Genomic DNA, 14,995 nt, shown 5'->3' with positions numbered 1-14,995 from the left:
CACCCCGACCGGCCGGAGCCCCCATACCATCGGCGACCAAAGGCACGCCTTGTCGGGCTGGGGCGAAGCCCCGTTAGAGCTCAACACCCGCCCGGACGGCAACCCGCCGGCGGCGTTCGGCCGGTTCGAGGCCACCGAACCCGACGAGATGTGGATCAGCGACGGCCTGCACGGCCCGATCATCGACGGGAAACGGGCGGTGCTGTTCGCCCTGCTCGACGACCACTCCCGCTATGTGCCCGGCCACCGGTGGGGCCACGGCGAGGACACCCTGGGCATGCAGGCCGCGCTGCACGACGCGGTCAAGACCCACGGCCGCCCGCGAAACCTATACTGTGACAACGGCTCTGCGTATTCCTCGAATCAACTGGCTTGGTCGGTGGCGGTGCTGGATATCCGGCTGGTGCACAGCAGGCCGGGCAGACCGCAGGGTCGCGGGAAAATCGAGAGATGGAACCGCACCGTGCGCGACCAATTCCTGGTCGAGATCGAAGCCGCCGGCGGAGTCGATTCGCTCGATGAGCTGAACCGGTTGTTCACCGCATGGTGGATAGCGTCCCGTGGAGTGGTGGACTTCGGATCAGGCGAGACGATGCGCAACCCTCGCGAGCCGCTCCCCCAACCGGGGGACTGCTGCCCGATGTCTCGTGTTCACAGGGTTAGACGGGCTGCGTGAATGCTGTTTGGCCTGCGACCGAGGCCATGTGAGAGTTCAAGGCCCGTTCAGGGATCAAGGTGGTCGCGTAGCTGGCTGCAATGCTTAAGGCGGTGGGCCGCAGGTTGACCAGGGTTCCGATGACGGCTGACTCGCGGACTAGTCGCGCGATTCGCCGTCGGCGGAACGCGGTGAAATCTGCGAAGGCGGTTGGTAAGTCGGGTGTGCGGCTCGCGAACGCCGCGAGGAGTGCAGCGTCCTCGATCGCTTGACAGCCGCCTTGTCCGAGGTGTGGCCGCATGGGGTGGGCCGCGTCGCCGACGAGCACAATTGGCCCCTGTGACCAGCGTTTGGCGGGCTGGCGGTCGTAGAGGTCATCACGCAGCACGTCATGCTCTTCGGTCGCGGCAAGAAGGCTTGGCATGGGTTCGGCCCACCGCGCCAGTTTGCGCTGGAGGTACTGCAACTCGCCGTGGTCTGCTCGGTGGCCTTCGGGTGCGCGTTCTGTGGCGAACCAGTAGGTCAGGCCTTCGCCCATTGGTACGTGGCCGGTTTCAACGCCAGGGCCTAGTGTCTGGCCGGCGAGCTGCGGGTCCAAGGTGTGGCGTGCGATCCCCCGCCAGCTGGTGTATCCGACGTAACGGTTGGTGAGGGGACCGTTGAGGTGACGCGCGATCAGCGAGTGGGTTCCGTCGGCGCCGATGACCGCGGAGGCGTCGCATACCGAGGTGTCCGAGAGACGCACTTGCAGTGTGTCAGCGCGGCGGGTGACGCCACTGGCGGTGATGCCGTTTTCGATGGTGCCTGTCGGTAGGGCGTCGGTGAGTAGATCGCGTAGCGCGGATCGCTGGATCACCACGAGCGATTCGCCGAGTGCTCGGATGAACCGCTCGCCAGTTGGTCGGCGTAGCCAGGTGCCGTTTCTCCAGCGCACGGCGCCTGCGGTGACGCGCCCGCCGGCATCCCGCACGCGGTTTCCGACTCCTAACTGGTCGAGGGCGGCTAATGCGTTGGGCCAGATGCTGATTCCCGCGCCCGCTGATGTGTCGGTGCGCCTTTCGAGGACGGTGACATCGTAGCCGCGCTGATGTAGACCGATCGCTGTTGCCAGGCCCGCAATTCCGGCGCCGACGATGACGACGCGTTCGCTCACGCTTGTGAACCTAACTCGTCGTCATGTCGTGCGGTGCGACGTGCTGCGATCGGGGCGTGGGTGGGTCGCCGCTGCACTGGCGATCAGTGCGCTGTTGATGGAAACCTCGGCCAGCAGTCCCGGGGCGGCGACCATGTCTCCGATGAGGTAGCGGTGGTCGCCGCGCGAGATTTTGGGCCGATCACGCCATGTTGTTCCTGGTAGGTCGAGCGCACCTGTCCGGTGCTGCGCGTTTTGCTGCCGCCGCCAGGTCACACGGCCGCGCCAATCCGGAAAAGAGACATCGAACAGTGCCTCTAGGCGTGCGATCCCCGATGCTTTGGTCTCGTCGGGCCGTATCGGGATCTCACCTTGGATCAGTGAGTGCAGCGCCGGAGCTAGCGACGGGTCCTGGCTGGTGAAGCGTTCGACGAAACCGCCTTCGTCGAGGTCGAACACCGCGAACGGGTCGCTGCGGTGTTGATGTACCCCGATGTCGAGCAGCGCGGCGTTGCCACTTTCCCACTGTAATGAGTTGTCGTCGAGCAGGTTTCGGGCCGCCGGCAGCGAGGTAGCCACGATTACCGGGCCGTCTTCGGGCAGCGCTGTAATCCGCGAGTTCGTCTCAACGACCACACCGAGACCGCGTGCGTGCGCCGCCATCTGAGACACCACTGCGCCCCAGCCTCCGGGGGGGTAACGGGTCGCCGGCGGATATGACGGTGTGGTGACCCGCAACAGCCGCTCGAATGCAAACGCTGCTGACAGTCTGCCGGGGTCGGCGTCATACAGCGCCGGACCCAACAAGCCGGCCGCGGCGGCGAACGCTTGATCGCCGAACTCCACGCTCGCCCACTCTCGAAAGCTCCGATCGACCGGGGCCTGTCGCCGCCGCCCGAAGCACACCATTGCGGTCAGCGCGCGGGGCGGAAGGCGGCGCAGCTGTCCGCGGTGACGCATGCGGACACCCGCTAGCTGCCGAATGCCGAGACGCTCGACCGTCCCCGTCAGATCACGCGCAACCAGCCACCGCCAGGGCTCCCCCTGGTAGAAGGCGTGCGTGCCATCGTTGGCCACATACGGTGCCGGCGAAGATTTCGCTCGCCCGCCAAGGGCCGAGTGCGCTTCGTGGACGGTGACAACCGCGCCACGCTCAGCACAGGCGATCGCGGCGGTCAAGCCGGCCAGACCGCCGCCGACGACGGTCACTGAAATGGGCTGCGCCATCGCACTCTCCGGTGAGCGCTCCGAATCGACCATCCACAGCACCGGGTCTGACGAAGCACTCAATAGTAGGTCTTATTGAAAGACCTACTATTGCAGCTGATGAACCCAAAGACAAGATCCAAATGCACCCACCCGCCTATCGCTCGAGCCCGGAACCTGCACTTCTTAAGCGGCCCCGAGTCAGAAGTTCACGAAACATACTGGTGGAAAACTTATCCCCAGATACGCCCGGCTCCACGGCACAGATTCACCAGCAGTGTTCTGATGCCAGCGATGTCGACCGTCACGGACGTAGGATGGTCTTATACGAAGACCGAAGGGCACCCCCGGCAAGTGGCACCTGACACCCCGAATCGCCAAGACGACGATCCCGCGCTGGCCACCTGGGCCACCGCCGGCGACCGATGGACGCTGCTCATCCTGCGCGAGGTGTACTTCGGAGTGCACCGCTTCAACGACATCCGGCGAAACCTGGCGATCGCACGAACTCCGCTCAGTGAACGTCTCTCGCGCCTAGTCGATGCCGGCGTGATGGAACGAGTGCAATATCAACGCAAACCCGTCCGTCTCGAGTACCGACTCACCCCACGCGGGAAGGACCTGTTTCCAGTCATCGTCGCGCTGTTTCGGTTTGGCGAACGCTGGGTGCCGACGAGTAACACCGTCGAGCTGCGTCATCGCGACTGCGGAGGTGCCGTCATCGTCGACGTCCACTGCGCTGAGTGCGGAAAGCCCGTCAAAGCCGACGAAACCGACTACCAACGCTAGAGCCCTGCGGCCCTCCCCGAACAAGCCGACCTACGGCGATGCTGTCGGGAGGAATATGCACGAATCGAACGCCTGGTCACCGATCGGGTCGCCGCCGACGACGGCGATGCCCAGCCGCGTCCGGTAGGCCAGCGCCGCGCCGCCGTCGGCGCTGAAGTGGAAGGTCTTGCCCGTCTGCATCGTGAACGGCGCCAGGGGGTCGGCACGGGTGACCTCGATCAGTCTCCACGCCCGGGGCAGGTCCTCGGGCCGGGCGCGATGTCGTCGGCCACATCAGGACCATGCCCGAGCCGGCGATCACCAGGTCACCGAGCACGTTGAACGACAGCACCTGCAGCCCCAGCCCGCCCAGCACGCACAGGGCGGCGGCGGTGGCATGCGTGGCCGTCACCGGGCGGCCCAAGAAGATGCCGCGGGCGATCCATCCGACCGCGACCAGGACCGTCAGCGACCACGTCAACCGGTCGGCGTAGTACCAGTCGGGCCGCGCATGGTGGCGGGCGGCGATCTCGACCAGCCAGCACGCCGCGCACAGCAGGGCCAGGGCGCCGATCGTCCGGGCCGCCCGCGAGTCCACGTTGACGACCACGCGTTCGCGGGCCGGGGACTTTGCCACGACATCCACCAGCGACCCGTTCACCGTCACCTCCCGATGCGCTGGGCGGCCGGCTGCCGCCTTTGCGCCGAATACCCGGCCTCGTGGGAAGCTACGCCCGGTCGCGGGGGTCCAGGCCGAGGTCAACCGGGATTGTCCTGCGGGTATCCCGCGAACCGTTTATCGGCCGGCGGACGGGAAATATAACAGCACGCCCTCCTGCACCACCGTGGCGACGACCTGCCCCGAGCGGTCGAAGAAATGCCCGGTGCCCAGACCGCGGGAGTCGGCGGCCACCGGTGAGGACGTCGAATACAGCACCCAGTCGTTGAAGTTCACCTGCCGGTGAAACCAGACCGAATGGTTGGCCGAGGCGGCGAAGATGCGGTCGTAGCCCCAGGACAGGCCGTGGGTGGTGATGACCGAATCGAGCACCGTGGTGTCCGACGAGTAGACCAGTGCCGCGGTGTGCAGCACCGGGTCGTCGGGCAGCACGCCCAGCGCCTTCTGCCACACGCGGTTGTGGGCAAGCCGCTCACCTTTGTCCCGCATCACCCAGGACGGGTCGTTGGTGAAGCGCCATTCGATCGGATGCAGGGCGTTGACGAAGTGCGGGACGGTCTCTTCGTAACCCCGCAGCAGCTCGCTGAGCGGGGGCCGCGCGTCGGGCGGCGGCACCTGCGGCGCGCCGACGGCGTGCTCGAGTCCCGGACCGCCGGACATGTAGGAGATCAGCGCCGACGACAGCAGCATGCCGTCCTGCACCGCGTCGACCCGCCGGTTGGCGAAGCGCCGCTCGTCGCGCAGCCGCATCACGCGGAACTCGATGTCCTTGGTGATGTCGCCGCCGTTGACGAAATGCACCGACAGCGCGCTGGGCGGCAGGTCTCGCGAGGGCAGCGTGCGGCTGCTCGCGACGAACGATTGCGCCATGAGCTGCCCACCGAACGTGCGCATCGGGTTCTTGGAGGGATGCGATCCGACGAACCGATCGTCGGCGACGCGGTCGAGTTCCAGGACCGCGAGCAACTCCGTGAAATCGGACACATCGTTGGTCGCGTCGCCAGCCGGCACGGGCTCTCCTTCGGGCTCAACGCCCCTTCCGGGCGGGGTCCATCGCTAGACGTCATCCTCCCCGATCCTGTGCACATGGATCAGGTTGGTCGAACCCACTGTGCCAGGCGGCGCGCCGGCGACGATCACCACCAGGTCACCGCGCCTGTAGCGGCCGAGCTCGAGCAGTGACCTGTCGACCTCGCGGATCATGCCGTCGGTCGACTTCATCATCGGGACGATGAAGGTCTCGGTGCCCCACGTCATGGCGAGCTGGCTGCGCACCTCGGGCCATGCGGTGAAGGCCAGCAACGGCAGCGGGGTGTGCAGGCGCGCCAGGCGCCGCACGGTGTCACCGGACTGGGTGAACGCGACCAGCGCCCTGGCGTCGAGGCGCTCGCCGATGTCGCGCGCCGCATACGAGATCACTCCGCGCTTGGTCCGCGGCACATGCGTCAGCGGCGGGGCGGCCGTGGAGTTCTCCTCGACGACGCACACGATGCTGGACATCGTGCGCACGGCCGCCAGCGGGTACTTGCCCACCGACGTCTCCCCGGACAGCATCAGCGCATCGGCACCGTCGAGCACCGCGTTGGCGACGTCGGAGGCCTCGGCCCGCGTCGGCCGCGAATTCTCGATCATCGAGTCCAGCATCTGGGTGGCGACGATGACGGGCTTGGCGTTCTCCCTCGCCATCTGAATGGCCCGCTTCTGCACCAGCGGGACCTCTTCCAACGGCAACTCGACGCCCAGATCGCCGCGGGCGACCATGATGCCGTCGAACGCCAGCACGATGGCTTCGAGGTTGTCGACGGCTTCGGGCTTCTCCAGCTTGGCGATCACCGGGACCCGCCGGCCGAGCCGGTCCATCACCTCGTGCACCAGCTCGACATCCGCCGGCGAGCGCACGAACGACAGCGCGACGATGTCGACGCCGAGGTCCACCGCGAAGGTGAGGTCCGCGATGTCCTTCTCCGACAAGGGCGGGGCGGACACCTTCATGCCGGGCAGCGACATGCCCTTGTTGTTGCTCACGGGGCCGCCCTCGACGACCGTGCAGACCACGTCGTCGCCCTCGATGGCGTCGACAACCAGGCCGACCTTGCCGTCGTCGACCAGCACCCGGTCACCGACCGCGGCGTCCTTGGCCAGTCTCTTGTAGGTGGTCGACACCCGGTCGTGGCTGCCTTCGCAGTCGGCGACGGTGATCCGCACCGTCTCCCCGTCGGCCCAGTAGGTGGGCCCGGTCGCGAAGCGTCCCAGCCGGATCTTGGGGCCCTGCAGGTCGGCGAGCACACCGACCGCGCGGCCGGTGGTGTCGGAGGCGGCCCGCACGCGCTCGTAGGCGGCCTTGTGATCCGCGTAGTCGCCGTGGCTGAAGTTCAGGCGGGCGACGTCCATTCCGGCTTCGACCAGCGCCAGAATCAACTCGTCCGATTGGGTTGCAGGGCCAAGGGTGCAGACGATCTTCCCGCGTCTACTCACGCCGACCGAGCATAGTCGTGCCGGCCGCAGTGGGGATGGCCGCAGGGTGGCGGCCGGCCGGCCGCCGCGCAAACCGCGACACCTTGTCCCTATCCGCCGCCCCTATCCGCCGACCCTATCCGCCGACCCTATCCGCCGACAGCGCCGGGAATCAGCGGAAATCCGGGAAGGTTTCGCAGCACCGTCCACAGCGCCGCCACGAGTGTGATCGTCAGCACGGCCGGTATCGGCAGTGGCTCCCTGCGGCGGCGGCGACGGAACAGGATCCAGACGGCCAGCACCGGGATGCCGACGAGCGCGAAGGCGTTGTCGTTGATGCCGGCCACGAGGTCGCCGTGCAGCGCGTCGTGCGTCATCCGCAGCCCGCCGCACAGGGGACAGTTCCAGCCGGTCAGCGCCTTGAACGGGCACGGCGGGTAGACGGAATCCGCGTGGTGCGGGTCGACGAGCCCGACATAGCCCAGTGCGCCGGCCAGCAGCACGGAGGTGCCTACCGTGGTGTATGGGCGCATTCGGCGTGGGCCGTCCCGACGACCCGTCCCCGGATCAGGTGCCATCGCGCAACGGCCGGCCCTGCGGATCGCTGACCTTGTCGGTCAATATCAGTACCGCGTCGACGATGCCCCAGATGACGGCGCCGAGCCCGCACGTCGCCAGGCCGACGATCAGCTGCGCGACCCCCAACCCGGTCTGGCCGAGGTAGATGCGACCGATCCCGACGAGGCCGAGCAGTCCGAGCAGCTGCAGCAGGCCCGCAACGACTTTCGATTTGTCCGAAAACGGTTGTCCGGTCAGGGGGTGACGTCCGAAGGGCGCGGACGGGTCGAAGTAGGGTCCGGGCGCCGGGTAGTGCTGGTAGGGCGGGTAGGGCGGCGGGTATCCGGGCGTCGGTGGTGGCTGCGCGCCGGACCCCGGGTCGCCCCACGACGGATCGGTCACATCTGCAGCATGCCAGATTTCGCCGGCACCCGGCGGCGCCAAGGTTCGCTAGTGGCCGGAACGCCGGACTCCGGGGCGAAGCGCCCACCGCCGCCGCGTTTCCCCGGCGGGCGTTTCGGTCGGCGGTTTCCCGGTTTCGGTTTCGGGCTCCTCGGCTTCGGGCTCCCCGGCTTCGGGCTCCGCGGCTTCGGCTTCGGGCTCCTCGGCTTCGGGCTTCTCGGCTTCGGGCTCCGCGGCTTCGGCTTCCGGCTCCTCGGTTTCGGGCTCCTCGGCTTCCGCGGGTTCGCCGTTGTCTTCCGGGTCCGGGGGCTCGCCGTCGTCGGCCGCGCCCACCGAAGCCGCCGCCGTTTCCGCCGTGGGCGACGCGACCGCCGAAAGCTCTTCCGTCCGGCCGGTTTCTGGTTCCGGCTCGTCGGCTTCTTCGGCGACGTCATCGTTGCCGCGCAGGCCGGCGGGATCCTCGCGACCCTTCGGCGCCACGATGATGTACACCACGGCCCCGATGAACACGAACGTCGAGGTGAACGAATTGATCCGGATTCCGGCGAGGTGCGTCGCCGGATCGTCACGCAACAGCTCGACGCAGAAGCGACCGACGCAGTAGCCGGCCACATAGAGCGCGAACAGCCGCCCGTGGCCCAGCCGCAACCATCGGTCCGCATAGATCAGGACGACGAAAACCAGCAGGTTCCAGAGCAATTCGTACAGGAACGTCGGCTGCACGACCAGGGCCACCTGGCCCGTGGAGACCCCGTCGAGCGAGTGGGTGTCGATGTATCCCGACGGGTCGCGGCGGTAGAAAATCTCCAGACCCCAGGGCAGCGTGGTTTCCCGGCCGTAGAGCTCCTGGTTGAAATAGTTGCCCAGCCGGCCGATGGCCTGCGCCAGGATGATTCCCGGGGCAAGCGCGTCGCCGAAGGCCGGCAACGGAATCCCGCGGCGCCGGCAACCGATCCACGCGCCGACGCCGCCGAGCGCGACCGCACCCCAGATGCCCAGGCCGCCGTCCCAGACGCGCAGCGCCGCGCCGAACCCGGCGCCGCCGGGACCCCAGTAGGTTCGCCAGTCGGTGACCAGGTGGTAGAGCCTGCCGCCGACCAATCCGAACGGCACCGCCCACAGGGCGATGTCGTAGACCACGCCGCGCTGGCCGCCGCGGGCCTCCCAGCGGCGGTCGCTGATCAGCAGCGCGGCCACGATGCCGGCGATGATGAACAGCGCGTAGGCGCGCAGGGGCAGCGGCCCCAGATGCCAGACGCCCTGGGGGGGGCTGGGAATGAACTCGGGCAGCATCGTCATGGGCGGGGCGCCTTCGCGCGGACACCGGCGGCGAGCGCCTCGGTCAACGCGCGCAGCGCGGCCAGACCGTCGCCGAGCGCCGACACCAGCGCGGACCCGACGATGACGCCGTCGGCGTAGCTGCCGATCTGCGCGGCCTGCTCCCGCGACCGCACCCCCAGGCCCACGCCGACGGGTATGTCCGACACCGCCTTAACCCTCTTCACCAGCGCGGGTGCGGCGTTCGACACCGCGTCCCGCGCCCCGGTCACCCCCATCGTCGAGGCCGCGTAGACGAACCCGCGCGACGCCTCCACCGTGGTCACCAACCGCTCCGGCGTCGACGACGGCGCCACCAGGAATATGCGATCCAATCGATGCTCCTCGGATGCCGCCATCCACTGCCCGGCTTCGTCGGGGATGAGGTCGGGAGTGATGAGACCGTGTCCGCCGGCCGACGCCAGGTCGCGCGCGAACGCGTCAACCCCGTAGCGCAGCAGCGGATTCCAGTACGTCATCACCACGGCATGCCCGCCGGCCCGGCTGATCGCTTCGACCGCAGCCAGCGTGTCCCGGACCCGCACTCCCCCACGCAACGCGGCCTCGGTGGCCCGCGCGATCGTCGGGCCGTCCATGCCGGGATCCGAATACGGCACGCCCACTTCGATGATGTCGCAACCGGATTCGACCAGCGCGGTCATCGCGGTCACGGACCCCGCCACGTCGGGATAGCCGGTGGGCAGGTAACCGATCAGCGCGGCGCGGCCCTGCGCGCGGCACGCGGCGAAGATGGGCCCCAGCCCGCTCTCCTCGCGTTGTTCCACGGTCATCGCTCGCCGGGCTCCAACAGGCCGAACCATGCGGCGGCCGCCTCGACGTCCTTGTCGCCGCGACCCGACAGGTTGACGACGATGACCGCCCCCGGGCCCAACTCGGGACACAGCTGCACCGCACCCGCCACCGCGTGCGCGGATTCGATGGCCGGGATGATGCCCTCCGTGCGGCACAGCAACCGGAACGCCTCCATTGCCTCGGAGTCGGTGATGGGCCGGTATTCGGCGCGTCCGGTCTCCTTGAGATGCGCGTGCTCGGGACCCACCCCCGGGTAATCCAGACCCGCCGAGATCGAATGGGATTCGATGGTCTGGCCGTCCTCGTCCTGCAGCAGATAGGAGAACGATCCCTGAAACGCCCCGGGTGAACCGCCGGTGAATGTCGCGGCGTGCCTGCCGGTTTCGACTCCGTCGCCGGCCGCCTCGAAACCGATAAGCCGCACGCCGGGGTCGTCGATGAAGGGGTGGAAGATGCCGATCGCGTTGGATCCGCCCCCCACGCAGGCCACCACCGCGTCCGGCAGCCGGCCCGCCTGCTGCTGAATCTGCACGCGCGCCTCCATGCCGACGATCCGCTGGAAGTCGCGCACCATCGTCGGGAACGGGTGCGGTCCCGCCGCGGTGCCGAAGCAGTAGTACGTGTCGCCGGCGTTGGTGACCCAGTCCCGGAACGCCTCGTTGATGGCGTCCTTGAGTGTCCGGGAACCGCTTTCGACCGAGACGACCTCGGCGCCCAGCAACCGCATCCGGGCCACGTTGAGTGCCTGCCGGGCGGTGTCGACGGCACCCATGTAGATCACGCACTCCAGCCCCAGCAGCGCGCACGCGGTGGCCGTCGCGACGCCGTGCTGCCCCGCACCGGTTTCGGCGATCACCCGGCGCTTACCCATCCGGCGGGCGAGTAGGGCCTGGCCCAGCACGTTGTTGATCTTGTGGGATCCGGTGTGATTCAAGTCTTCCCGCTTGAGGAAGATGCGCGCCGCGCCCGCATGCTCGGACAGGCGGGTGGCCTCGTACAGCGGTGACGGCCGACCGGTGTAATGCGCCTGCAGGTCGTCCAGGGTGTCCAGGAAGTCGGGGTTGACGCGTTCCTTTTCGTAGGCGGCGGTGACCTCTTCGACGACCGCCATCAACGCCTCGGGCAGGTAACGGCCGCCGAAAACGCCGAAATGCCCGCCCGGGTCGGGATCGTGCCGGGTGGGTTCGGAGATGGCCGCACTCATCGAAGGTAGGTCCGGCCTGGGCAGACCGACCATCACCAGGGCTCGGCGTGCGGATGACTCATCGCGTTCAACGTGACTAGCGAGCCGGTTTCGGACAGGACGGATGGGTGCCCGCGGTGACCAGGTCGGCAACCGCGGCACGCGGGTCGCCGCTTTTGACCAGACCTTCGCCGACCAACACGGCGTCGGCCCCGGCGCCGGCATAGGCCAACAGGTCCCCGGTACCGCGCACACCGGACTCGGCGACCCTGATCACGTTGCTGGGCAGTCCGGGCGCGATGCGCGCGAAGCAATCCCGGTCCACCTCCAGCGTCGTGAGGTCGCGGGCGTTGACACCGATCACCTTGGCCCCGGCCGTCAGCGCCCGGTCGGCCTCCTCCTCGGTGTGCACCTCCACGAGCGCCGTCATACCAAGGGATTCGGTGCGGTCCAGCATCGAGACGAGCGCCGACTGGTCCAGGGCGGCCACGATCAGCAGCAACATGTCGGCGCCGTGGGCCCGCGCCTCGTGGATCTGATATGGCTGTATCACAAAGTCTTTGCGCAGGATCGGCACCGCGACGGCGGCCCGCACCGCGTCGAGGTCGTCGAGCGAGCCGCGGAAGCGCCGTTCCTCGGTCAGCACGCTGATGATCCGCGCGCCGCCGTCCTCGTAAGCCCGGGCCAGTTTGGCCGGATCGGCGATGGTCGCCAGCGCGCCCGCCGACGGGCTGGCGCGCTTCACCTCGGCGATGACACCGATGCCGGGCTGACGCAGCGCGGCCATCACGTCGAGCGGCGGCGCCGCCGCCGCGGCGGCGGCTTTGATCTCCGACAGGCCGATCAGGGCTTCGCGGGCGGCAACGTCGGCCCGGACTCCCTCGAGGATGGAGTCGAGCACAGTTGCCGGACTCATGCCTGTCGTTTCCTTCCCACGGTCATCCGGTCGGTCACAACGATGCCCAACCGATTCCGACGACGTCCATGAAGGGTAGCGGCCCTGGGCGTGGGGCACATCACCGCCCCTCGCTGTCCGGGCCGCGGGAGCGATCCGTGGGGTCGCGGCCCTCGTCCAGCGCATCCCAGATCATCCGTTCCGACATCTCCGGCGTGTCCGGCCCCTCCGTCCGCGCCCGCGAGCGCCGCGCCGCGGGCGCCGCGTATCTCGTTGCGCTCGAACGGGTCGACCCGGAATCCGCGGCCGACCGCATCAGCAGAACCGAGGCGATCAGCGTGCACACGGCGGCCGCCGCCGCGACCGCCGCGCCCCCGTACTGCCGCGTGCTTCCGACCAGCGTCATCGTCGGGACATGCGCCAGATCGGCACCGCGCACCGCCACATCCGGGACGGCCCACAGGCTGACGCCGAGGTAGCCGACCACCAGGCTGGCCGCGGCCAGCAGCGCCGCCAACACGCGCAGCGCCCACCCGCGCACCGCCAGCGTCGCGACGGCGGCCGCCAGCATCAGCAGCGCCAGCGGCAGCAGCGCCGTCGACCACGCCGCGCCGGTCAGGGTCACCGCCCTGGGCGGACCCAGGCCGTCGAACGCGCGGATCACCACCCAGGGCAGCCGCGAGGCCGCCCACAGCGCGCCGGCGGCGACCACCAGCAGCACCTGCGCGATCCGGATCGCCGGCCGGGCCCGCCGGTCACCGGTCATGTCGCATCGGGGGCGGTCAGCGTCTCGGCGGCGGCGATCGCATTCAGCACCGCGCGCGCCTTGTTGGACGCCTCGGTGTACTCGTACGGCCCGTTGGAGTCGGCCACCACCCCGCCGCCGGCCTGCACGTAGGCGGTGCCGTCGCGCATCAGCGCGGTGCGGATGGCGATCGCGAAGTCGGCGTTGCCGGCGAAGTCGAGGTAGCCGACCACTCCGCCGTACAGGCCGCGGCGCGTCTGCTCCACCTCCTCGATGAGCTCCATGGCCCGCACCTTCGGCGCCCCGGACAACGTCCCCGCCGGGAAGCAGGCCGTCACCGCGTCCAGGGCGCTCCGGTGCTCGTCGAGCATCCCGGTCACCGTCGACACCAGGTGCATCACATGGCTGTAGCGCTCGATGTGGCTGTAATCCTCGACGCGCACGGTGCCCGGGGTGCAGACCCGGCCGAGGTCGTTGCGGCCCAGATCGACCAGCATCAGGTGCTCGGCGCGTTCCTTGTCGTCGGCCAGCAGCTCGGATTCCAGCAGCTGGTCCTCTTCCTCGTTGTTGCCCCGCCACCGCGTTCCGGCGATCGGATGCGTCGTCGCCCAGCCGTCCGCGACGGTGACCAACGCTTCGGGGCTGGATCCGACGATCGAGAAGTCCGTGGCGCCTTCGCCGTTCGGGACGTGCAGCAGGTACATGTAGGGACTCGGGTTGGTGGCCCGCAGCATTCGGTAGACGTCGATGGGATCGACGCCGGTGTCCATCTCGAAGCGCTGGGAGGGCACCACCTGGAAGGCCTCACCGGCGGCGATCTGCTCGACGAGGTAGTCGACGATCTTGCCGTATTCCTCGGCGGTGCGCTGCGCGCGGTACCGCGGCTCGGGCCTGCCGAACGTGGCGACCGTCGAGGGCAGCGCCTGGCCCAGCGCCCTGGTCATCACGTCGAGCCGGCCCACCGCGTCGTCGTAGGCCTCGTCGACGCGCTCGTCGGTGCCGTTCCAGTTGACCGCGTTGGCGATCAGCGTGATGGTGCCCTCGTGGTGGTCCACCGCGGCCACATCGGTGGCCAGCAGCAGCAGCATGTCGGGCAGGTGCAGATCGTCGGCGGCCAACTCGGGCAGCCGTTCCAGGCGCCGCACCAGGTCGTAGGCGAAGAAGCCGACCATGCCGCCCGAGAGCGGCGGCAGCCCGGGCAGCGCGGCGGTGGCCAGCAACTCGAGCGTGGCGCGCAGCGCCCGCAGCGGGTCGCCGCCGGTGGGCGCGTCGTGCGGCGCGGCGCCCAGCCATACCGCCTGGCCGTCGCGCACGGTCAGCGCCGACGGCGCCCCCGCGCCGATGAACGACCACCGCGACCACGAGCGACCGTTCTCGGCGGATTCCAGCAGGAACGTGCCCGGGCGGTCGGCGGCGAGTTTGCGGTAGGCCGACAGCGGCGTCTCGCTGTCGGCCAGCACCTTGCGGGTCACCGGGACGACGCGGTGTTCCGCCGCCAGCCGGCGGAAGTCCTCGCGTGAGGTGGTGGCGGCGAAATGGTGGTGCACCGAACCATCCTCGCAGATGCGTGGCCACGGTCCGCGCGCGTAGCGGCGGGGCGATTTCGGCTCCGATTTTCCGCCGCGGCGTTGCGCGCGCGGGCGGTAGCGTGACGGTCATGAAACCTGGTGACACCGTGGCCGACTTCGAACTTCCCGACCAGACGGGAACGCCGCGCAAACTCAGCGCCCTGCTCGCCGACGGACCGGTGGTGTTGTTCTTCTACCCCGCCGCGATGACGCCCGGGTGCACCAAGGAGGCCTGCCATTTCCGTGACCTGGCCGCCGAGTTCGCCGCGGTCGGGGCCGGCCGCGTCGGCATCAGCGGCGACCCCGTCCACAAACAGGCCAAGTTCGCCGACCTGCAGAAGTTCGACTACCCGCTGCTGTCCGACACCGAAGGCACGGTGGCCGCACAGTTCGGCGTCAAGCGCGGTCTGCTCGGCAGGTTGCTGCCGGTCAAGCGCACCACCTTCGTCATCGACACCGATCGCTCGGTGCTCGACGTGATCGCCAGCGAGTTCAGTATGGACGCGCACGCCGACAAGGCGCTGCAGACGCTGCGGGCGCGGTCACCGAAGTAGCACCCCTCACCCCTGGGGCGCGAGCAGACGCAGAATCGCACAAAATCGCCGGGCGGAGTGCGATTC

14 protein-coding genes and 2 pseudogenes are annotated in these 14,995 nt (G+C 68.9%); 3 read left to right on the top strand and 13 right to left on the bottom strand.

Going from position 1 to position 14,995, the window contains the following annotated elements:
• The coding region (locus FPZ47_RS16675) for a DDE-type integrase/transposase/recombinase (protein WP_144952855.1) at positions 1-676 on the top strand (676 nt) is incomplete at its 5' end.
• Here FPZ47_RS16675 and FPZ47_RS16670 read toward each other — a convergent pair.
• Positions 660-1,808: an FAD-dependent oxidoreductase gene (locus tag FPZ47_RS16670; RefSeq protein ID WP_144952857.1), complete on the bottom strand. Its 1,149-nt coding sequence runs from the start codon at positions 1,806-1,808 to the stop codon at positions 660-662. The two genes, FPZ47_RS16675 and FPZ47_RS16670, sit on opposite strands and share 17 nt — an antisense overlap.
• Positions 1,809-1,829: 21 nt before the next feature.
• Complete coding sequence (locus FPZ47_RS30445; protein WP_144952859.1) at positions 1,830-3,014, bottom strand: FAD-dependent oxidoreductase; 1,185 nt, start codon at positions 3,012-3,014, stop codon at positions 1,830-1,832.
• A gap of 333 nt (positions 3,015-3,347) precedes the next feature.
• Here FPZ47_RS30445 and FPZ47_RS16660 point away from each other — a divergent pair, with 333 nt between their 5' ends.
• The gene (locus FPZ47_RS16660; RefSeq protein ID WP_210419924.1) at positions 3,348-3,782 is read left to right on the top strand and encodes a winged helix-turn-helix transcriptional regulator; all 435 of its coding nucleotides are present in this window, start codon (positions 3,348-3,350) and stop codon (positions 3,780-3,782) included.
• Between the two features lie 69 nt (positions 3,783-3,851).
• Here FPZ47_RS16660 and FPZ47_RS16655 read toward each other — a convergent pair.
• From FPZ47_RS16655 to FPZ47_RS16605, 11 genes and pseudogenes are all read right to left on the bottom strand, one after another.
• Positions 3,852-4,422, bottom strand: a pseudogene (locus tag FPZ47_RS16655) (hypothetical protein); the annotation flags it as partial.
• A 135-nt stretch (positions 4,423-4,557) separates the two neighbouring features.
• Positions 4,558-5,424, bottom strand: coding sequence for an acyl-CoA thioesterase II (locus FPZ47_RS16650; protein ID WP_144952907.1), 867 nt, complete (start codon positions 5,422-5,424; stop codon positions 4,558-4,560).
• 72 nt (positions 5,425-5,496) lie between these two features.
• A complete protein-coding gene (gene pyk, locus FPZ47_RS16645; RefSeq protein WP_144952863.1) occupies positions 5,497-6,915 on the bottom strand; it encodes a pyruvate kinase in 1,419 nt (472 codons plus the stop codon).
• Positions 6,916-7,043: 128 nt separating this feature from the next.
• Positions 7,044-7,427, bottom strand: coding sequence for a DUF2752 domain-containing protein (locus tag FPZ47_RS16640; RefSeq protein WP_168209480.1), 384 nt, complete (start codon positions 7,425-7,427; stop codon positions 7,044-7,046).
• 34 nt (positions 7,428-7,461) lie between these two features.
• Positions 7,462-7,865 (bottom strand): annotated as a pseudogene (locus FPZ47_RS16635) (NINE protein).
• Between the two features lie 37 nt (positions 7,866-7,902).
• Positions 7,903-9,153, bottom strand: coding sequence for a prolipoprotein diacylglyceryl transferase (locus FPZ47_RS16630; protein ID WP_144952869.1), 1,251 nt, complete (start codon positions 9,151-9,153; stop codon positions 7,903-7,905).
• Positions 9,150-9,962 carry a tryptophan synthase subunit alpha gene (gene trpA, locus FPZ47_RS16625; protein WP_144952871.1) on the bottom strand — a complete coding sequence of 271 codons (813 nt, stop codon included), beginning with the start codon at positions 9,960-9,962 and terminating at the stop codon, positions 9,150-9,152. Before trpA ends, FPZ47_RS16630 begins: the two co-directional genes overlap by 4 nt.
• Positions 9,959-11,221, bottom strand: coding sequence for a tryptophan synthase subunit beta (gene trpB / locus FPZ47_RS16620; protein ID WP_144952909.1), 1,263 nt, complete (start codon positions 11,219-11,221; stop codon positions 9,959-9,961). Before trpB ends, trpA begins: the two co-directional genes overlap by 4 nt.
• A 43-nt stretch (positions 11,222-11,264) precedes the next feature.
• Positions 11,265-12,083: an indole-3-glycerol phosphate synthase TrpC gene (gene trpC, locus FPZ47_RS16615; RefSeq protein ID WP_144952873.1), complete on the bottom strand. Its 819-nt coding sequence runs from the start codon at positions 12,081-12,083 to the stop codon at positions 11,265-11,267.
• Between the two features lie 100 nt (positions 12,084-12,183).
• Positions 12,184-12,828, bottom strand: a complete 645-nt coding sequence (locus FPZ47_RS16610) for a TIGR02234 family membrane protein (RefSeq protein WP_144952875.1) — start codon at positions 12,826-12,828, stop codon at positions 12,184-12,186.
• On the bottom strand, positions 12,825-14,354 hold the full coding sequence (locus tag FPZ47_RS16605) for an anthranilate synthase component I (RefSeq protein WP_144952876.1): 1,530 nt from the start codon (positions 14,352-14,354) through the stop codon (positions 12,825-12,827). The genes FPZ47_RS16610 and FPZ47_RS16605 overlap by 4 nt, the downstream gene beginning before the upstream one ends.
• Positions 14,355-14,464: 110 nt before the next feature.
• Here FPZ47_RS16605 and FPZ47_RS16600 point away from each other — a divergent pair, with 110 nt between their 5' ends.
• Complete coding sequence (locus FPZ47_RS16600; RefSeq protein WP_144952878.1) at positions 14,465-14,929, top strand: peroxiredoxin; 465 nt, start codon at positions 14,465-14,467, stop codon at positions 14,927-14,929.
• The last annotated feature ends 66 nt before the right edge of the window (positions 14,930-14,995 follow it).

The sequence above is a fragment of the Mycobacterium helveticum genome, assembly GCF_007714205.1.
GTDB lineage: Bacteria > Actinomycetota > Actinomycetes > Mycobacteriales > Mycobacteriaceae > Mycobacterium > Mycobacterium helveticum.
The sequence above is the reverse complement of the archived record's forward strand: the minus strand, read 5'-3'. Positions and strand labels throughout refer to the sequence as shown.